This window comes from Lentibacillus amyloliquefaciens, assembly GCF_001307805.1.
Lineage (GTDB): Bacteria > Bacillota > Bacilli > Bacillales > Amphibacillaceae > Lentibacillus > Lentibacillus amyloliquefaciens.
The window spans coordinates 1,867,912-1,885,846 of the sequence record NZ_CP013862.1 but is presented as its reverse complement, the minus strand read 5'-3'; the positions used below and the strand labels follow the sequence as shown (position 1 = coordinate 1,885,846).

Below are 17,935 nucleotides of genomic sequence, written 5' to 3'. Positions count from 1 at the left end.
AAGAATATTCAGTATAAAAGTCATCAAAAAATTTGACGGGGAGTGGCGCTATGCGTACCAAATCAAATGAATCGGATGACCTTGGCAAGAAGCTGGAAAGGGCAAGACGGAATACACTCGGGGATCTGCTTGCGCGGACACGTGACAGAATGCCTGAGAAATTTGCATTTGCATACAACGGGCAGCGGCTGAATTATGCGGAGCTTGATGACGTGGTTAATCAGACAGCACGAACATTTCTGCAAGATGGCATGAAAAAAGGGGACATGGTAACGGTTATGTCCAGGAACAGCCTGGATTTTGTCGTTGTTAATTTTGCACTGGCACGAATCGGTGCAGTCATGATTCCGATTAATTATATGCTGTCCACTGAAGATGTTCAGTATATTCTCGAGCATGCGGAAGTCAGTGCTTTTATCGCCTCAGAGGAATATGCAGCGACTTTGGATAATTCAGCAGAGAACCTCGAGATTCGGCAGCGTTATTTAATGGATACACTGGGCACGTACGATGGTGAGCTTGCGGAGTGGATATCACTGTCTACAGCAAGTGAAGAGCGGTCGGCTGATCCTGTGGAGGTGTCAATTGATGATGACGATCTCGCACACGTTTTATATACAAGCGGGACGGAATCACGGCCAAAAGGTGTGATGCTTTCCCATAAAAGTCTGGTCAGTGAATATGTGAGCTGTATTGTGGATGGAAAAATGGCAGCGGGCGATGTACTTGTCCATGCTTTGCCGTTTTATCACAGTGCACAGCTGCATGTGTTTTTGGGACCGAGCATATATCTTGGTGCGAGCGGAATTATTCTGGGTGCTGCAAGTCCGGAAGTTATTTTGGAAACGATTGAAAAAGAAGGCGCTACTCAATTGTTTGCTCCGCCTACAGTATGGATTGCCCTGCTGCGGCATCCGGATTTTGATAAGCGGGATTTATCGACGCTGAAAAAATGTTATTACGGGGCGGCGATCATGCCGCGTGAAGTTTTAAAAGAGCTTGCAGAACGTCTGCCGAATGCACAATTCTGGAATTTCTACGGACAGACAGAAGTGGCACCGCTGGCAACAGCACTTCAGCCTGAAGATCAGCTTCGTAAACTTGGCTCTGCCGGTGTGCCGACGCTTAATGTGCAAACTAAGATTGTGGATGATGACAGCAATGAGGTTGAGCGTGGTGAGGTTGGAGAAATTGTTCACCGGACTCCGCATACGATGAAGGGTTATTTGCATGATCCGGATAAAACAGCAGAAGTATTCAGAAACGGGTGGTTCCATAGCGGTGACTTAGGTGTTATGGATGAAGAAGGATATGTTACGATTATTGACCGCAAAAAGGATATGATCAACACAGGCGGGGTGAACGTATCAAGCCGTGAAGTCGAGGAAACCATTTATCAAATTGACGGAGTTGCTGAAGTGGCTGTCATTGGCATTCCGGATGCTTATTGGATTGAAGCTGTTACGGCGATTATTGTACCGAAAGAAGGAGCCAAACTGACCAAAGAATCTGTGATGGAATTTTGCGATGAACGTTTGTCCAAATTTAAAGTGCCAAAATATGTCGACTTCACTGACGAAATGCCGAAAAACCCCAGCGGTAAAGTGCTGAAGCGTACACTGCGCGATAAATATGAATCACTGAATGAAGCTTAACAGCAGATTTTCATCTTGGGTAGAAAGATGTTTGGGGCCAGAACGGAATTCGTTAAGGTTACAAAAAGGATTTGGCATAAAACATCTCCATCCATTAAATACTAGGTTATGGAGGTGTATCTATGGCTGATAAGAATAATACCTGGCGAAAAAATCAAACCAGATCCAGTGTTAATAAGCAGGGGCTCAGTGAAGATGTAGCCGATCAGCAGCCTGACAGTCAGCTGGAGCAACGGGCGAAAAAGAAAAATACAAAAACTTAAAAAGTTAAATATTTCCATTGATTTTCATAACGTCAAGGTGTATTATAAAAATACAAGCTGCGATGTTCGTATTTAAATTAAGTTTTAACCTCTAACAGATGAATAGGGAGTTTTACATCGGGACTCAAATGTCGTGCCTCCATTGAGTGGAAGACAGGAAGGTTCCTGCAAACACCCACTTGGCTAAGTGGTGGTTTTAAAACTTTTTATTTTAAAAATACGGCACTTGTGGCTGCTGACTCTTAAAGTGATAAACCAGTTTCCTTGTGGGAACTGGTTTTTTTGTGTTGAAAGCTTCTGGTGTACATACAATTATTTAGAACGTTATGGAATTTTTTCATGATATCATCTATAATTTGTATAACAAGGAGGCGCGTGTAATATGAAAATAAGCCGGTTCATGAGATTTTTAGGCGGCCGTGATCTGTTTTACGGTCTCATCCTATTAATTTTGATCGGAATTACCATTTTTATTTATACACAAATATCATTCATCTTCAATCCGATTCTGACTTTCATTTCTACTGTAATAGCACCAATTATTATGGCGTTTGTTGCCTTCTATTTATTGAACCCGATTGTTGATCTGTTGGAACGTTTACATATTCATCGCATCTGGGGCATTATTATAATCATTCTGGGGATTAGCGGACTGCTGACCGGACTGATTTTGCTGATGGCCCCGGCAATTGAGACACAGGTGAAAGATTTGGCATCCCGATTTCCGACTTACTTGCAGCAAATGGGCGAAGGAATTGAGAATTGGATCCAAAATTCCTTTCTTGCCCCTTATTATGAACAGGGTTATGTCTGGTTCACCTCGAATTTGAGCGACTTGACCACCATGATTACCGAACGTCTTGGAGGTGCAATGGAAGGGGTTCAAAACGTTGCCAGTACTATTACAAGTGCGGTCGTTGCCATCATCACATTTCCGTTTATTTTATTCTTTATGTTAAAGGACGGGGTTCGTTTTAAACAATTTTGCCTGAAATTGCTGCCGCCTAAATATCGGGGAGAAGTCAATCAAATCTTGCATAATATGGATGTTCAGGTCGGTTCCTATATTCAGGGACAGATCATCGTTGCTTCGTGTATCGGTATTCTGTTGTATATCGGTTACTTGATCATCGGTCTGGATTATGCGATTACGCTTGCTATTATAGCTGCCGTAACCAGTGTCGTGCCGTATATCGGGCCGACGATTGCGATTACGCCGGCGATTATCATTGCGATTGTTGATTCACCGGTTATGCTCCTTAAGCTAGGGATTGTCTGGGCCGCGGTACAGTTTCTGGAAGGGAATTTTGTATCACCTAACGTCATGGGCAAAACAATGCAGGTTCATCCGCTTACCATCATCATTGTCCTGTTGGTTGCGGGGAACTTGTTCGGTGTCATCGGTGTTATTTTAGGTATCCCGGGCTATGCCATCCTGAAGGTTATAACCGTATTTCTTTTTCAGAAGTTTAAGACGCGCTATAACCGCTATTATGGCGAAGAATATGGGGCTTATGAAGAAAAATAAAATTTCGGCTTAGCTTAAAAACTGCTATTCTTCAGGGAAGGAGCAGTTTTTGCGTCATATGTTCATTCATGAATTCCGGCATGTCGGTCATATAATCATAGCAAGTCCAAGCTTAAATAATATGATCGGATAAGGGGATGATGATGATCGACATACGATTGCTGGAAGCTGATGACGCAGCGACATATAAGAACTTGCGACTCGAGGCCTTGCTCAACAGTCCTGCAGCATTTCCGGCAAGTTATGATGAAGTGCAGGCTGATGCCACTGAAAAGTATAAAGTAAGATTTCAATCGGAAAACATTCATACATTCGGTGCTTTTGAAGCGGATGATTTGGTGGGTGTTGTAACACTTGAACAGGAAACCAAAAAGAAAACGGCTCACCGTACGATCATATGGGGGCTTTATGTCACCCCTTATAACCGTGAAAGCGGAACTGGCAAAAAACTGATGCACACAGCTATTGATTATGCGAAATCGCTGGAGGGTGTGGAGCAAATTTTTCTGTCTGTCATCATTAAGCGCACCACATCAGAAAGTCTTTTTTACGCGATGGGATTTGTGCCCCTGGGCAGGCATAGACGAGCTGTCAAATTAGGCGGCAAGTATTATGATGAAGAGTATATGATTATGCGAATAAGTTAGGGCCTTTTGATCTAAGGGTCAGTAAAACCGCCAAATTATGGCGGCTAACTGACCCTAAATGCCCGATTTTGTTCAACTAACATTCAGCGGAAAAGTACGCTCCGCTGAATGGAGTTTCACTTTATGGATTTATGTCAAAAACAACAATATTTTAGAAAACAGCCTTAAGTTAAGCAGGATGCAAGAATTGTAATCTGTTGGAGGAATCGTATTTTGCAAATCACTATCAAGCACTCATTAGTCGATCCGGAAACAATCAAGCATATTCTTACGAATTATGATCTTTCGGGCGATATCCATTGTGAATATTTGGCGAAGGGTTTAAATGATACATATTTCGTTATGGATGAAAAGAAAGAGATGTACATTTTCAGGCTTTATCGTGCGGGCTGGCGCGATTATAGTGCCATTTCATTCGAATTGCAGGCGCTTCTTCATTTGCATGAGCAGGATTTTGCTGTCTCTTATCCGATTCAGAAGAAGAATGGGCAGTTGATCAATGAACTCGAAGCGCCTGAAGGAAAACGTTATGGTGTGCTGTTTTCCTATACTGAAGGCGATCGGCCAGAGATCAATGCTGCTAATTCGGAAGTTATTGGCGGGACTCTTGGTCGGTTGCACCGCTTGTCATCCGATTTATCTCCGGAGCATGAACGGGGATTTGAACTTGACACAAACCATTTGCTTGATGAACCGGAAGCAGTTATTTCACCCGTGATCGAAAAGTATATGGATGCTGATGCTCTTCGGATTTTTAAAACGGTTGTGGAAAATACGAAAGCTGATTTAGCGGAACTTGACCTTGAAAAAGGCTTTTGCCACGGGGATTTTCATAACCATAATATGCATATTCATGATGACACTATTTCAGTTTTTGATTTCGATAGCTGTGCGGTTGGGTATCGAGGTTATGATATCGCTGTCTCCTGGTGGAATTTAAAAAATAATTACCGGAGCTTGGAAGAAGAATGTTGGGATGCATTTCTGCAAGGATATTTGGCAGAACGTAACCTTTCCGGAGCTGAGATGAAAAGCTTGCCCCTGTTTATTACAGCAAGGCGCATTTGGCTGATGGGGACCATGCTTAACAATAATGATGTGTGGGGAACAAACTGGATTAACAAGCGTTCATTAATGCTGTTTATCGGCCAGTTGAGGACCGACCGGCTTGGTGATGAGGATTTGCGCGAGCTGGATAATACTGGTAAAGGTAGCGGAGAGGTGTAATCTTTTAGTTAAACAGGACATCTTTCGAGGTATGAATGGCCTTATACCACATCGCAGGATCAGAGAATTTTAAAGCCGCACGCTTTTGCTTACGGGCGGCTTTTCCTTCAACTGCAAGGAGACATTATAAGACTGCTATGTGTTTACGCCTGTCATGTTTATATTTCCGGTAGAATTGAATCATAGGGTCAAGGGTGTCTATGAAGTCGGGACAGACAATGCCTGATCCTGCTAAATCCGATGTCGCCATTGAGCTGTCAAAACTTGCATTAATTGTAAAATAATTCATTGCTTCCTGTTCCACTCTGAGCCAGTTCCTGAGTGGAGTGGCAGTTAACGACTTTTTGGACCATGCGAGTGGAATGATTCCTTTTGGTGTTTTTCCAAGATATTTCTGAGCTATTATCGTGTATATGTCATGCATCGTATAGGGGTTCGGGTCCGTCAGATGGTATGTCTTCCCTTCTCCGGCTGGGTGCATCGTCAGATAACTTGAAGCCTTCAGTACGTAATCGTATGGCACGAAATTACCTTCTGGCTGCCCTTCGCCGATATATGGTATAATCGGTAGACGTGATAAAGCCTCGAACATGTTCAAAAGGAAGTAAATGCCGTCGAACTTGAGTGTGTCACCGGTTTGTGAATGTCCTCTGACAATACCAGGTCTTAGGATCGTAGTCGGAATATCCGGTTTAAGATCCTCTACGAGTATTTCTGCATCATATTTTGTTTCTTCGTAATGATTTTTGAAAGATTGCCCTTCTGAAAGTTCAGTTTCAAAAATTTTCCCTTCACGCGTACCCGAGACATACGCAGTACTGAAATAAACATATCGCATAAGGCTATCCAGTTTTTTGACCCAGTTGTTCATGTTTCGGGTTCCTGTAACATTCACCTTATATGCCAGTTCTTTTGAGACAGCTAGGTCATAAATGGCAGCCAGGTGAAAGACGTGTGTAATCGATTTTTTAAGCTGACGATTTGTGTCACTGGCTATTCCGAGCTCCTCTTTTGTAATATCCCCCGGCACAATCGAAAAGGTATCAGGGCTGATTCCGCTGGTTCCCGCAAGAAGCCGGATTTCATCGGCTGCTTTTCTCTGGAGGTCCGGCAGAACCAGTACATAAATGTGGCTTATTTTTTGGCCGTGATCATGAACGAGTTGTTTTATGAGATTTGTTGCGAGAAATCCGGGATAGCCTGTCAATAGATAAGTGTGCTTCATGTCTTTCTCCTTTATGAAAAGTATTTAAATGACGATTCTGACTATATTATAGATCATTTATGCATAGAAGATAACTTGAAAGAACAATTTTTCTTATTTTTTCGTCATTTCCTAAGAAGTACCATGCGATGAATTGCCAAATTGGTCGTGATTTTTTGTATAATAAAGATAGACTCAAAGATTAGAGAGAGGAGATGGAACGTGAAACGCAAGACTTGGATACGCATAGGAATCGGGATTTTAAGTCTCCTGTTAATTATAAATATTATTGCAAGTTTTTATTTTTATAGCTTGGCGATTGAACGCGGTGAAAAAGATTTTCTGAATGGGAATGAGGATCTGGAAGTATCCGCGGAAACAATGGATGTTCTTCTGGAAGGTGATTGGCGAAAGTGGGTTGATGAGCAGGAGTTTGAGGAATGGACCATGGAATCGGAGGATAACCTGGAGCTGAAAGGGTATTTTCTGGAAGCGGAAAAACCATCGAATAAAGTCGTTGTAATGGCCCATGGTTATCTGGGTAATGCAATGGATATGGGCTTATATGGCGAGTATTATCATGAACAGAAGGGTTACAATATTTTCACGGCCGATGCACGCGGTCATGGGGCAAGCGGCGGCGATTATATTGGCTTTGGCTGGCATGATCGCCATGATTATACCGCCTGGATTGACCGGATAATTGAAACATATGGTGAAGATACGGAGATTATTTTGCATGGTGTTTCAATGGGGGCGGCGACGATGCTTATGACAGCCGGGGAAGACCTGCCTGATAATGTAAAGGCTGTGATTGCAGACAGTCCATATACGAGCGTGTATGATCTATTTTCCTATCAGATGGATCGGATGTTTAATCTGCCATCATTTCCGTTTCTACCGTCCACCAGTGTTGTGACAAATATTCGCGCAGGCTATTCACTTTCAGAAGCCTCTGCTTTGGATCAGGTTAAAAAAGCAGAGATTCCGATTTTGTATATTCATGGCAATGCTGATACATTTGTACCCACACGCATGTCGGAAGAATTATATGAAAATACCAAGAGTGAAGCGGAACTCATGACAGTCGACGGCGCCAATCATGGCGAGCCCTATGTTGTCGCGAAAGAAACATATATTGATAAAGTTAATGCCTTTTTAAATGATCACACGGACTGGTAATAAAAGGGATGCCCTCAATGTGAGAGTAAGCAGTTCACTTACGGTGGAGAAAAAATAAAAACACAATACATTTAGCGTACTAAATCACATAACATTTAGTACGCTATTTTTTAGGTATGACAATATTTTGATAAATTACTCAACATTTTATCAACCTTATTACACCATAAATAACTAAATGACAATAAATATTGTGATTGCCCTAAAAGTACTGCTAATACGGGTCATAATTTCTTTGCTAAGATACCTTTTAATTTAAATGCTATTTAGCGTATATTATGCAAAGGGAGGTGAATTTTGAAAATTTAACCAGGAATCTGGATATTTATGTTAAAATAAATCTAAAGATTGTAATAAAATGGTCTTAAATTGAACATTTTGGGTTTCAAACTTTGTTCAACAATCGGGCCAGATTGTTGAACAAGATATTTTAAAAGTAATGTTAAAAGTGACCGATTTCTTGATAGGTCCAACTTGGATCTATGTCAAGAAATTGGACGCATAAAATGTTAAATATCCCTACATACTCTACCGCGCTTCGCTTGCGCCTCTCAAGTAATGAATGGGTAATTACCCATTCATTACTTGAGAGGGTACTAAAGTTCCTTTAAGCAGTTGTCTTTAGCTGCTGAATATATATTTTTTCATATTGTAATGGTGACAAATAATAAAAATGCCATATAATCCCTCCTCAATATGCGATTTCTAACGAATGTTGCTTTTCATATTCAACTTGTTTTCGATAATACTCACTATAGAAGCCTTCGGAGCTAAGCAATCCTTCATGAGTACCATGTTCGATAATTTTCCCTTTATCCAGAACGAGAATCAAATCTGAATTGACCAGAGAAGTTAAACGATGCGAAATCACGACACGGGTACAGTTTATACTTGAAAGGTATGTATCGATTTTTTGTTCGTTCACATGATCAAGCGAACTAGTAGCTTCATCCAAAACAAGGATAGATGGTTTGTGAACTAACGCGCGTGCTAGAGCTAATCTTTGACGCTGACCTCCGGAAATATTCATCCCCATTTCAGAAATGATCGTATGATACTGCATCGGCATTTTCATAATTTCTTCATGAATTTGTGTAACCTTAGCTGCCTCGATAATTTCATCCATTGTTGCATCGGGTTTATGAGTCGTGATATTTTCCTTAACGGAGCGGTTAAATAAACTTACATCCTGCGGCACAACCCCTATTTGTTTTCGGAACGTCGGTTTGTCTAAATCCATCAGGTTGTACCCGTCATAATAAATCTCTCCTTCTGATGGTTGATAGAGGCCTAATATTAACCGGGCCAGCGTACTTTTACCAGCTCCAGATTTGCCGATTACCGCTACCTTTTGACCAGGTTTAACTTTTAGTGAGATATTCTTGATGACAGAATCACTGTATTTGGTGTAGGCTAAACTGACCTGTTTTAATTCAATGTCTCCTTTTAATTCCCGGAGTTTAACAGGTTTTTCCGGCTCATGCTCCTGGGGGGCATCCAAAACGTCTTGAACCCTGCGTAAATAAGAATCTGTTAAGATGAACGAGTTACCTGTTTGCACAATTGAACTAGTGAGAGAAAAGAATTGATTCGCCAGCGCATGAAAAGCAACCAGACCCCTAATGTGATTGAGCCACCGAAAACGAGCTTGGCCCCTAACCAAAGAACAACAAGGGGGGCTAATAGTTTCAATGCACTGTCTGCTGTATTTACGTAGTTCAATACTGTTTCCTTCTTACGATAAGCGGCTAGTAACTCTTTGAACATTTGATTCCACTTGTGATAAGTGGCCTTTTCGGTACCTGCTGTTTTAATGCCGAAAATGCCGTAGAAAACCTCAGTTTGTAATCCTTGAAGGTTGGTGTGCCTGGTAATTTCCTCCTGGTTCACCTCGGTCATTAGACGCCTGCTTAAAACGACGAGTAAGGCACTTAGTGAGCTGATTAATACAACCCAGGTCGTCATCAAAACTGATTTGCTGAACATATAAACTAGTATAATCAATAAGAGTCCGATATCCAGTATACCTTTAATCAACTGGTCCGCCAATAAATTACGGATTGTACGTAAGCTGCTTGCCCGAAACAACAAGTCTCCGAATGAACGAAGTTGGAAGAATTGAAAGGGCAAACTCAATATGTGCTTGAAAAATCGTGTCATCATCTGGTGGTCTAGAAAGTTGTGCAAAGTTATCAACAACTTTCCCTTTATAAAATTAAAACTTGTCTGGAACAAAACCAGTAGGATAATTCCTATCAAAAAGATATCCAGTAAGTTTTCACGAGCGGGCATGATTACACCATCAATGATGCGTTGAATAAGCATAGGTACACCAAGTGTCAGAATCTGTAAGACAATCGTTACGGCAAGCACACTTGCCAATAATTTTGGTTTTTCCCATAAGATTTTTATAAAGGGCATCCAAACACTTTTAGCTTTTTTACGCTTGAAGTTTTCATTTGGAGTAATGGCTAATAAATATCCGGTGTAAGACTCAATGAATTGATCGTTACGCAATTTTTGTCGACCCATGGCGGGATCCACGATAATAAAAGCAGACTTCGTAACCTTCTCTAAGACAACATAATGTCTGTCGTCCCAAAATAAAATAGAGGGATTGTCTAATTCGTGTAAGCGGTCGTGTGCAACTTTATACCAGTTGGCACCAAAATTAAGGTGATTGGCCAGGTTAGATAATTGTTTTAGTGTGGTTCCGTCACGACCGCTTCCTGCAATTTCACGCATGTCGTAGAGGGAGATTGAACTTTTATAATAAGACATAAGCATAGCCATGCAACACAGTCCACACTCTGTTTGTTGCATTTGTTCAATAAATGGAACCCTTCGGCGATGTTTCGCTTCATGAGGTTTCATACATTATCAGTCCTTTTGGAATTACATGGTAATTCAAGATTTAACACAGAAGGCACGTTGTGATTCCATAGACGAAGCAGGGCATAACCAATACCGGAAGCGCCCAGCATAAACCCATGAACTTCGGCTTTTGGGTGCAGACCATGCCTCCAGCCCAAGTTCAGCCCCTGTTGTAAAACACTTGTGCTTAATTGCATAATTCGTTCTGTGAGTTCATCATCTTGTTTATAGGAAGCAATAGACAATAAGATATCAAGGTTGCCGAAATCACCATGACAGAGAGAATGACTTGTGTTAAATCCATAGTTAAAAGTCGTTTCAATTGCGGTTGCAAGTTCTTGATTTGCTTGTTCATTTTCCATCACTTTCAAAATATTAAGACGAGCCAATGCTATGCCGGGAGCTCCGTGACACCAGTAAGCCGGACTTGGTTCCTTTGTATTTTTCTTTCGAAGGTCGCTCCAATTTTTCTTCTCGGGAATATACAAGGTTCGTTCATAGTTTAATAAGTTAAAGCCCGCATTTAGAAATCGATCTTCATTTACTGTAATACCTAATTCGATCATTGGCCAAGCATAGCCGGAGGCACCATGTGAAAGACCCGCCCACATTTGTTCCTTGTTATCAGGCGATAAAAGCATTTTTTCTAGGTAATCCCCACATTTTATTGCTATGTTCAATGCATGACTGTCAGGGATAATTTCATGAATTCGTAAACATACAATAATGGCGCCGGCTTCACCTCCTAAAAAGTCATTTTTAGAAGTCTTTCCGATTTTTTTTTCAATTCGTTTAAGATAATTTAAGGCTTTATCAATTAGGTCATCCCGTTCCCATAGACTACCTAGATAAGCCGTTGTATAGGTAATAGCACCGAAACCATAAAAAGCGGAAAGGCTCATAGACTCTGTCCTGTTATCTGCAATATTTAAAGCGCTGTTCAAAATCCCTTGTGCCAGACTTTTATACTTTGGTTCCTCAGTTTCATGAGCTAATTGACCGAAAAAAAGTGCAAATCCAGAGAGGCCGCTGTAGAGATCCTCCTTTAAAGGCGCAAAAGTCAGTTTGTCCTCTCCATCTAAAGTTACACTAAGCCAATTTATATTTTCATCATCATCTGTGCATATCACATCTTTAGCTATATAATTACCAATTTTTTTGGCTACTTCTAAAAAAGTTAATTGATCTGTATAAGCATTGGTTTTCATTGGGAATGGCTTATTTTCAGATTCCCAGGATTCGTCTAAAAGAGTGGACAGAGACATACGAATATAGCGTTGTTGTTTTTCACAGTCCTCTAAACTCAATTTTTTGCAGCGTTCTAGTACCAATTCCAAACTGGACCTTTCATAAAAATCATGAATAATTTCACCCTTACTGTTGACAATATCTCGGCTGTTAAATTGAAACGTAAAATAGGGGATGTCATGTTTTAATAAATCTTGGCATTCACTGTGAATGATTCGTTTGTACTTTGGAAAGGATTTGATAATCTGCCATAGGAAATCAAAAAGCTGTTCACGTTTCAAACCATCCTTTAAATAATCTGGATGTATACTTGCCTCTAAAAAATTTGCATAAGTTTGCGTTGGTCGTACAACATGCCGAACTTGAACTTTCGAAAACCGATAAAGAGGCCCGGAGGGGTGTATTAGTTTTTTTCTGTGACGAAGTAAAAGTGCGTACATTCGGCGGAAACCGGCTTCAACATTTCTTGTGTAATCAGCGGCATTAACAGGGTTACCCTGAATACTGGGACGATTTTGACTTTCAATGGAAAACACAGGGGCTTTTACAAGCCGCATATCATCCGTTTCGGGATGTTCAAGTTTCCATGAAGTGAGGGTCTTTGATTTTTGACCGCCTGATCCACCCAATGCACTTAAATCAAAGTCAATATTTCCTTTTACCGATACACTGGCTGGTAACATTAAGGAGCCTAATACTGATTGGCTAAATTCTTCTACAATTGCACTACCAGAGTGCATTTCATCGTGGTTGTTAAATAGTGTTTCTAAATCGATGATGATCGGGTGGGAACCAGCAGCTATAATATTCTCATGATGAAAGTCTTTTGATCCCAACAAATATAATAATGCAACGTAACCTCCTTGCCGAAAATAAAAGCGCTTGATATCTTTTTGACTGCTACACGGCGTTTGCGGAATAAACTCTTGCCAACCATAATGACTACGGGCAACTGTTTGTGGTGCTTTAAGTGAAAAGATTGGATCTTTTTCATTAACCCAAGTCAGTAAATCGCTGAAATGTTGATCGATATGTAATGAGCGTGGCTTATACACTAACTTTTTTTCATCTTCAAAAGAAAAAATGATCACGCTTCGCCCCTCTTGGTGCAAATCTCCTACACCAGACTGTAAACTTTTAAGTGTTAAAGGCTTTTTTGAGAAAAAGACATTTTCAATGATGTAAGCATCCTTTATAAAACGCTCTAGGGCCTCTGTATGAGAACGGATACACTTCTTTGTTCCCTCAACAAGAAGGCGCGCTAAGACGGGATAAGTTGAAAGAATCTCATTTATAAAGATATTATCCGTTAATTTTTGCTCGTTAAAGAAACGATAACGTGCCTCAGGCGTTTCTCCTTCTAACTGATTACTCAATTTTGCAATATGCAGTTCTTGAATCAGGGATCGGCCGCCCAACATACTAAGTTGCTGAACCAACGTGGATAAAATAGATAAGCGAATAGAAGAATAATCTATACGAGGCGTTTCAGTGTCTTTAGCAAATTTCTCGTTAAAATCAATAATAAGGCTATTAGCATAGTCTAAAAAAGGTAAATAAAAATAACCAAACACTGATTCCCCGAGTAAATTATTGATTTCTTCAGTAGTTAATGTATGTCCCGGTTGATTAAGAATAGTTTGTAATGTCCCCATCCAATCAAGTTTTTGCTGTAACAGCGGATTATCTTTTTCTCGAAGAAGTTGTTTAAATGCATCAATTGTTAGTTTACTGCTAGATAATCGAAATGCAAGTGCTTCATACGTAAACCCCCCGACTCTCGCCAATTTTCATATATTTGTAGTGGAGGGTTATCCCAGTTGGTTCTTTGAGGTTGTCTTTCATGTAAATATGTCCCCTTTGAAAATGAGCAATGTTGGTGTAACATCTTTTCCATTTTTGTCCCCCTTGTACTTAGTCAAAGAGTAAAATGCTCTCTAACAATATGACAATTGATAATATATGTTAATTGTTAGAGAGCATTTCCTATGTCGTGTTCTTAATTGTCATTACTAAAGTATGATTAGCACTGGCTTGTACACTTCGTTGTTGGGCAAAAAAGGGCTGATACTGCGATTCCACAGGCTACGGAAGACGGTGTCGTTTGAGGATCCACGTCTCCTGCACCTGCCATTTGTTTAAGTTCATCTTCTTCAACCAAGCCTGCCGGGTGATCAAACTCATCAATGCTTTGACGCAATTCTGAATCTCTCAATGACCTAATTTTTTCATCAGAGGACATAATATTCCCCCTTTCAAAACTATTATTTTCCAATCGATCGATTGAACAGGTACATTATAAACAATTAATATACAGAAAATCAATAGTATTTTTAAAAGTATTTCAATTTATTACATTTTTAACATTCAGTTTAAAAAAATATAAAAAAATTTTAAAAATGTTCTTGACTTTTCTACTCTGGTTAACTAGAGTTAAGTTTGTATACAGGTTTTCAGCTAGATTTCAAATTTCACGAAAGGGGTGACGAAAATGAGTAAAAATAAAATCGTCCGTTCTTGGAAGGACCCGATCTATCGTGAGAAAGTGGCTGATGTGACCAGCCCGGTGGGTAACGTTCTGGATGAAGTAAGTGAGGAGGAACTTTACATTGCTGGTGGCGATGTAGATCCACAAACGGCACTCACATATTCCACTTGTCATTGGATCAGTCCTGCGATGGGGAATGATGGCCACTTATGTACAGCGACCGTTGAGTGCCAACCGAATTGTAATTAATTGATCTGAATTAGGATGAAGCGAAGGCTCGCTTCCCTTCGTTCTCGAAGTGGAATCAGAGTCTTCGTTAGTTCTCTTGTGTATCCTTTTACCAATGGTAAAATAGAATGCCTAAATTTAACTGAAGTTTGTTTTGGAGAGGGGGAATGACATGATTCCTGAAGAATTGAAGTATGCGGCATTTATCAACGAACGATTATATTCGAAATTAGATGCATGTCCTGACTCTGATTTAGTTGGTTATTGGGAAAAGTACTTTAATCAAGATAGAAGGGTACTGAATCAGTCGTTACACTCTTTGTCTGATATCAACAGTCATTATCTTAACTCACTCTATGAAGAAGATTTTTCAATCGATATGCATAATGATGAATGGGGGAGACTAAGCCGTGATTTTTTCCAACAAACATGGAAGCCAGTCATATTACCGAAATCGTTAGTAAAATCGAATGAAAAACAAGTTCCTTTTTTTAATTTTTTTAAACCTTTTTTAAAACTCGCTATGAAAGAATTATCCCAAACATTGGGCCACAAAAACCTGAAACTTTCCCTTCTAACAGATCCTCTGAATCATTTAACGCAAACATTATTTCAAATTAGTCACAAAACACTAATTCTTGAATTAAACGTGGCAAGGGTTTCTAATCAACTTCAGGGTGAAACATCCGAAGAAGGTTATACCTATTACGCCGAAACACTCTTAAAGGACAACGAATATTTAAATAACTTATATACTGAATATCCGGCGCTCGTTCGCCTGATCTTAACGAAGGTTGGCTACTGGGCTACCCATGTAGGGGAAATTTTCACACGTGTGGATGAGGATCGGGAGTCTTTAACGAACGAGTTAAACAATGGTTGTGATCTTGGCGAAATAACTAATATTGGCCTCGGCCTAGGAGATGCCCACCAGAAGGGGAAAGGGGTAGCTCTCATTGAATTCGAACATGGCAAAATTGTTTACAAACCCCGCTCTTTAGCCATCGACACCCGGTATCAAAGGCTTGTGCATTGGTTGAATCTTCAGAACGCCACAACATACGATTTCTACGAGTTTAAAGTAATAGAAAAAAGGAACTATGGGTGGGCTGAATTTATTAGTTATAGTGATTGTTACAGTCTTGAAGCTCTTCAACGGTTTTATGTGAGAATGGGCGGTTTACTCGCGCTTTTATATGTATTAGATGCGGTAGATTTTCATTATGAAAACTTGATTGCTCATCACGAATACCCGATTCCGATTGATCTTGAGCCTCTTTTTCATCAGGCTGTACATCCATCGATGAAAGCTGTTACAGCTGTAGAAAAAGCATCACAAGTACTTGAGCGTTCCGTAAAGTCAACCGGTATTTTGCCAGTTCAACTGTATTTTGCAGGAAACGATGAAAATAAGGGGGTTGATCTTAGCGGGTTAGGAGGTAAGGATAAGCAATCTTCACCATTTAAGGTCTCACAAATTGTACAGAAGCAGTCAGACCGGATGAAGATAGAGAAAGACTATTTTCAGATGAGTTCTGAAAAAAACAACCCGAAATTAAAGGGTGAAGATGTAAATATTGTAGATTATCTCGACGAGATTAAAACAGGTTTTGATGAATGTTATAGATGGATGGCTGACAACAAAGACGCTGTGAAGCAATATTTAACCTCTTTTTTTGATGTGAATGCCCGCTTCATCCTTCGGCCAACCAATCAATACGGTCGTTTAATGGACCATAGCTATCATCCTGATTTTCTTAGGAATAGTTTGGCTCGGGACATTTTTTTACATCGGTTAAATATCAATACCCCGGATAAAAAAGAGTTTGAGAGGGCAGTTCAGTTTGAAAAAAGCGAGATGCTGCTCGGTGACATCCCTTACTTTTATACTAAGATAGGAGAGCCTCATCTCTATTCCAGTGAGGGCAGTCTAATCGCTGACTACTTTGAGGAAAGTGCTTTTGAACGTGTAATGAAGAAAATTGACCAGCTTTCAAATAAAGATTGTGATGCTCAAATCAATGTAATACATATGTCTGTTCTGGCCGGAAATGCCCGTCATGATATGGAAAATTCAGAAGTCGACCTATCAAAACCTGCTGATCCGTATTTTTTCAATCCATACTTTCTCAAGGAAGCTGAACGTATAGGGGATTATATTCTTTCCAAAGTCATTGCTGGAAACAATGAAGGAGAGACCGATTATTGCTGGATCAGTACAGTGGTAGAGGGGTCTGATGAGCTGAGGTGGCGGATTATTCCCGCGGGACTTGACTTGTATAACGGAAATGCCGGTGTTGCCTTGTTCTTTGCCTATTTAAGCGAACTGACTGGCCGTGAAGATTTTAAACAAACCGCTTATACAACATTGGTTTCGGTTCGAAAGGCGTTTCATCAATTAAATACAGATGAACACTTTAACATTGGAGCATTTGAGGGCGTAGGGGGTGTATTTACGCATTAAATCACCTGGCCAATCTATGGGATGATAACAGCCTTCGAAAGGAAGTGAACGAAGGTATGGAAAAGCTCATTGCACGCATCCCTGATACAAAAGAGTCAGATGTCGTGGGTGGTCTAGCCGGTACACTAGGTATCTTTCTGTCTATTTATGAGACAAATGGGGACCCGATTGCACTTCAAGGTGCTGAACAATGTGCTGAAAAAATAATTGAAAAATCTGAGCCTATTGGGGACGGAATTGCCTGGCGTTCTACAATGACTCATCACCTCTATACAGGGTTTGCCCATGGAACTTCAGGGATTGCCGCGATGTTAGGGCGACTCTATGCGATTACAGGTCGTCGATCACTTCATACTACGATACAACAAGCGCTTGCCTTTGAACGGGGCAACTATGTTGAGAGCGCAAAAAACTGGCGCAAGAAATATGGCGAAGATGACTTTAATGTAGCCTGGTGTCACGGTGCTCCGGGAATCTTGTTAAGTCGCCTCATGTTACAACAAGCCGGCTATCACGATACGGAAATCGATTTTGAAATTAAAAGGGCGTTGAAAACCACGCTGAATGAAGGCTTTGGTAGCAATCATTCTCTTTGTCATGGTGATTTTGGACAAATTGAAATTCTTGAATCAGCAGCTGAAATACTTAATGACGAAACGGTTAAAAGAAAGATTAAGTCCGCAGCGCAACAAGTCTTCAAAACTATTCATGAAAAGGGATGGGATAAAGGAAGTTCCAGGGGTGCCGAAACGTTTGGATTAATGACCGGGCTTGCCGGATACGGTTACGGTATGCTTAATCAATACGCACCTAGATATCTTCCTTCGGTGACAAAATTACAAAGCCCGGAGTCCATTCAAGCGTCAACAGGCACCTAATGCAGTTATATATCACAATAATGGCTCGCCTACTGAGGAGGCGGGCTTT

At 40.5% G+C, this 17,935-nt stretch carries 12 protein-coding genes, 1 other RNA gene and 1 pseudogene; 9 read left to right on the top strand and 5 right to left on the bottom strand.

Annotated elements, in window-relative coordinates; genetic code table 11:
• Positions 1 to 50: 50 nt before the first annotated feature.
• From AOX59_RS09410 to AOX59_RS09390, 6 genes are all read left to right on the top strand, one after another.
• The gene (locus tag AOX59_RS09410) at positions 51 to 1,655 is read left to right on the top strand and encodes an acyl-CoA synthetase (protein WP_068445000.1); all 1,605 of its coding nucleotides are present in this window, start codon (positions 51 to 53) and stop codon (positions 1,653 to 1,655) included.
• Positions 1,656 to 1,777: 122 nt separating this feature from the next.
• Positions 1,778 to 1,918: a small, acid-soluble spore protein L gene (locus tag AOX59_RS19640; protein ID WP_156418674.1), complete on the top strand. Its 141-nt coding sequence runs from the start codon at positions 1,778 to 1,780 to the stop codon at positions 1,916 to 1,918.
• 51 nt (positions 1,919 to 1,969) lie between these two features.
• Positions 1,970 to 2,157, top strand: a non-coding RNA gene (gene ssrS / locus AOX59_RS09405) — 6S RNA.
• A 143-nt stretch (positions 2,158 to 2,300) separates the two neighbouring features.
• On the top strand, positions 2,301 to 3,446 hold the full coding sequence (locus AOX59_RS09400) for an AI-2E family transporter (protein WP_068444998.1): 1,146 nt from the start codon (positions 2,301 to 2,303) through the stop codon (positions 3,444 to 3,446).
• A gap of 137 nt (positions 3,447 to 3,583) precedes the next feature.
• On the top strand, positions 3,584 to 4,093 hold the full coding sequence (locus AOX59_RS09395; protein ID WP_082684174.1) for a GNAT family N-acetyltransferase: 510 nt from the start codon (positions 3,584 to 3,586) through the stop codon (positions 4,091 to 4,093).
• 213 nt (positions 4,094 to 4,306) lie between these two features.
• Complete coding sequence (locus AOX59_RS09390; protein ID WP_068444994.1) at positions 4,307 to 5,320, top strand: phosphotransferase enzyme family protein; 1,014 nt, start codon at positions 4,307 to 4,309, stop codon at positions 5,318 to 5,320.
• A gap of 124 nt (positions 5,321 to 5,444) precedes the next feature.
• Here the strand turns inward: AOX59_RS09390 and AOX59_RS09385 are convergent, their stop codons facing one another.
• On the bottom strand, positions 5,445 to 6,545 hold the full coding sequence (locus AOX59_RS09385; RefSeq protein ID WP_068444992.1) for an SDR family oxidoreductase: 1,101 nt from the start codon (positions 6,543 to 6,545) through the stop codon (positions 5,445 to 5,447).
• 201 nt (positions 6,546 to 6,746) lie between these two features.
• Here AOX59_RS09385 and AOX59_RS09380 point away from each other — a divergent pair, with 201 nt between their 5' ends.
• Positions 6,747 to 7,706, top strand: coding sequence for an alpha/beta hydrolase (locus tag AOX59_RS09380; protein WP_068444989.1), 960 nt, complete (start codon positions 6,747 to 6,749; stop codon positions 7,704 to 7,706).
• Between the two features lie 691 nt (positions 7,707 to 8,397).
• On the opposite strand, the gene AOX59_RS20285 is transcribed toward AOX59_RS09380, so the two are convergent.
• The 4 genes from AOX59_RS20285 to AOX59_RS09365 all read right to left on the bottom strand — a co-directional run bounded on the left by AOX59_RS20285 (position 8,398) and on the right by AOX59_RS09365 (position 14,043).
• Positions 8,398 to 9,267, bottom strand: coding sequence for a peptidase domain-containing ABC transporter (locus AOX59_RS20285; protein ID WP_237049405.1), 870 nt, complete (start codon positions 9,265 to 9,267; stop codon positions 8,398 to 8,400).
• The gene (locus tag AOX59_RS20280; RefSeq protein ID WP_237049404.1) at positions 9,240 to 10,580 is read right to left on the bottom strand and encodes a cysteine peptidase family C39 domain-containing protein; all 1,341 of its coding nucleotides are present in this window, start codon (positions 10,578 to 10,580) and stop codon (positions 9,240 to 9,242) included. The genes AOX59_RS20285 and AOX59_RS20280 overlap by 28 nt, the downstream gene beginning before the upstream one ends.
• The gene (locus AOX59_RS09370) at positions 10,577 to 13,615 is read right to left on the bottom strand and encodes a type 2 lanthipeptide synthetase LanM family protein (protein ID WP_068444987.1); all 3,039 of its coding nucleotides are present in this window, start codon (positions 13,613 to 13,615) and stop codon (positions 10,577 to 10,579) included. Before AOX59_RS09370 ends, AOX59_RS20280 begins: the two co-directional genes overlap by 4 nt.
• 236 nt (positions 13,616 to 13,851) lie before the next feature.
• Positions 13,852 to 14,043 carry a class II lanthipeptide, LchA2/BrtA2 family gene (locus AOX59_RS09365; protein ID WP_237049403.1) on the bottom strand — a complete coding sequence of 64 codons (192 nt, stop codon included), beginning with the start codon at positions 14,041 to 14,043 and terminating at the stop codon, positions 13,852 to 13,854.
• Between the two features lie 276 nt (positions 14,044 to 14,319).
• Between AOX59_RS09365 and AOX59_RS09360 the strand changes: the two genes are divergently transcribed.
• On the top strand, positions 14,320 to 14,565 hold the full coding sequence (locus AOX59_RS09360) for a plantaricin C family lantibiotic (protein WP_068444983.1): 246 nt from the start codon (positions 14,320 to 14,322) through the stop codon (positions 14,563 to 14,565).
• Between the two features lie 151 nt (positions 14,566 to 14,716).
• A pseudogene (locus tag AOX59_RS09355) lies at positions 14,717 to 17,886 on the top strand (type 2 lanthipeptide synthetase LanM family protein).
• The last annotated feature ends 49 nt before the right edge of the window (positions 17,887 to 17,935 follow it).

What these genes read in the sequence shown, in the direction of transcription:
- AOX59_RS09410 (WP_068445000.1), top strand. Translation starts at nt 51, where the DNA reads ATGCGTACCAAATCAAATGAATCGGATGACCTTGGCAAGAAGCTGGAA.
- AOX59_RS19640 (WP_156418674.1), top strand. Translation starts at nt 1,778, where the DNA reads ATGGCTGATAAGAATAATACCTGGCGAAAAAATCAAACCAGATCCAGT.
- AOX59_RS09400 (WP_068444998.1), top strand. Translation starts at nt 2,301, where the DNA reads ATGAAAATAAGCCGGTTCATGAGATTTTTAGGCGGCCGTGATCTGTTT.
- AOX59_RS09395 (WP_082684174.1), top strand. Translation starts at nt 3,584, where the DNA reads ATGATGATGATCGACATACGATTGCTGGAAGCTGATGACGCAGCGACA.
- AOX59_RS09385 (WP_068444992.1), bottom strand. Translation starts at nt 6,545, where the DNA reads ATGAAGCACACTTATCTATTGACAGGCTATCCCGGATTTCTCGCAACA.
- AOX59_RS20280 (WP_237049404.1), bottom strand. Translation starts at nt 10,580, where the DNA reads ATGAAACCTCATGAAGCGAAACATCGCCGAAGGGTTCCATTTATTGAA.
- AOX59_RS09360 (WP_068444983.1), top strand. Translation starts at nt 14,320, where the DNA reads ATGAGTAAAAATAAAATCGTCCGTTCTTGGAAGGACCCGATCTATCGT.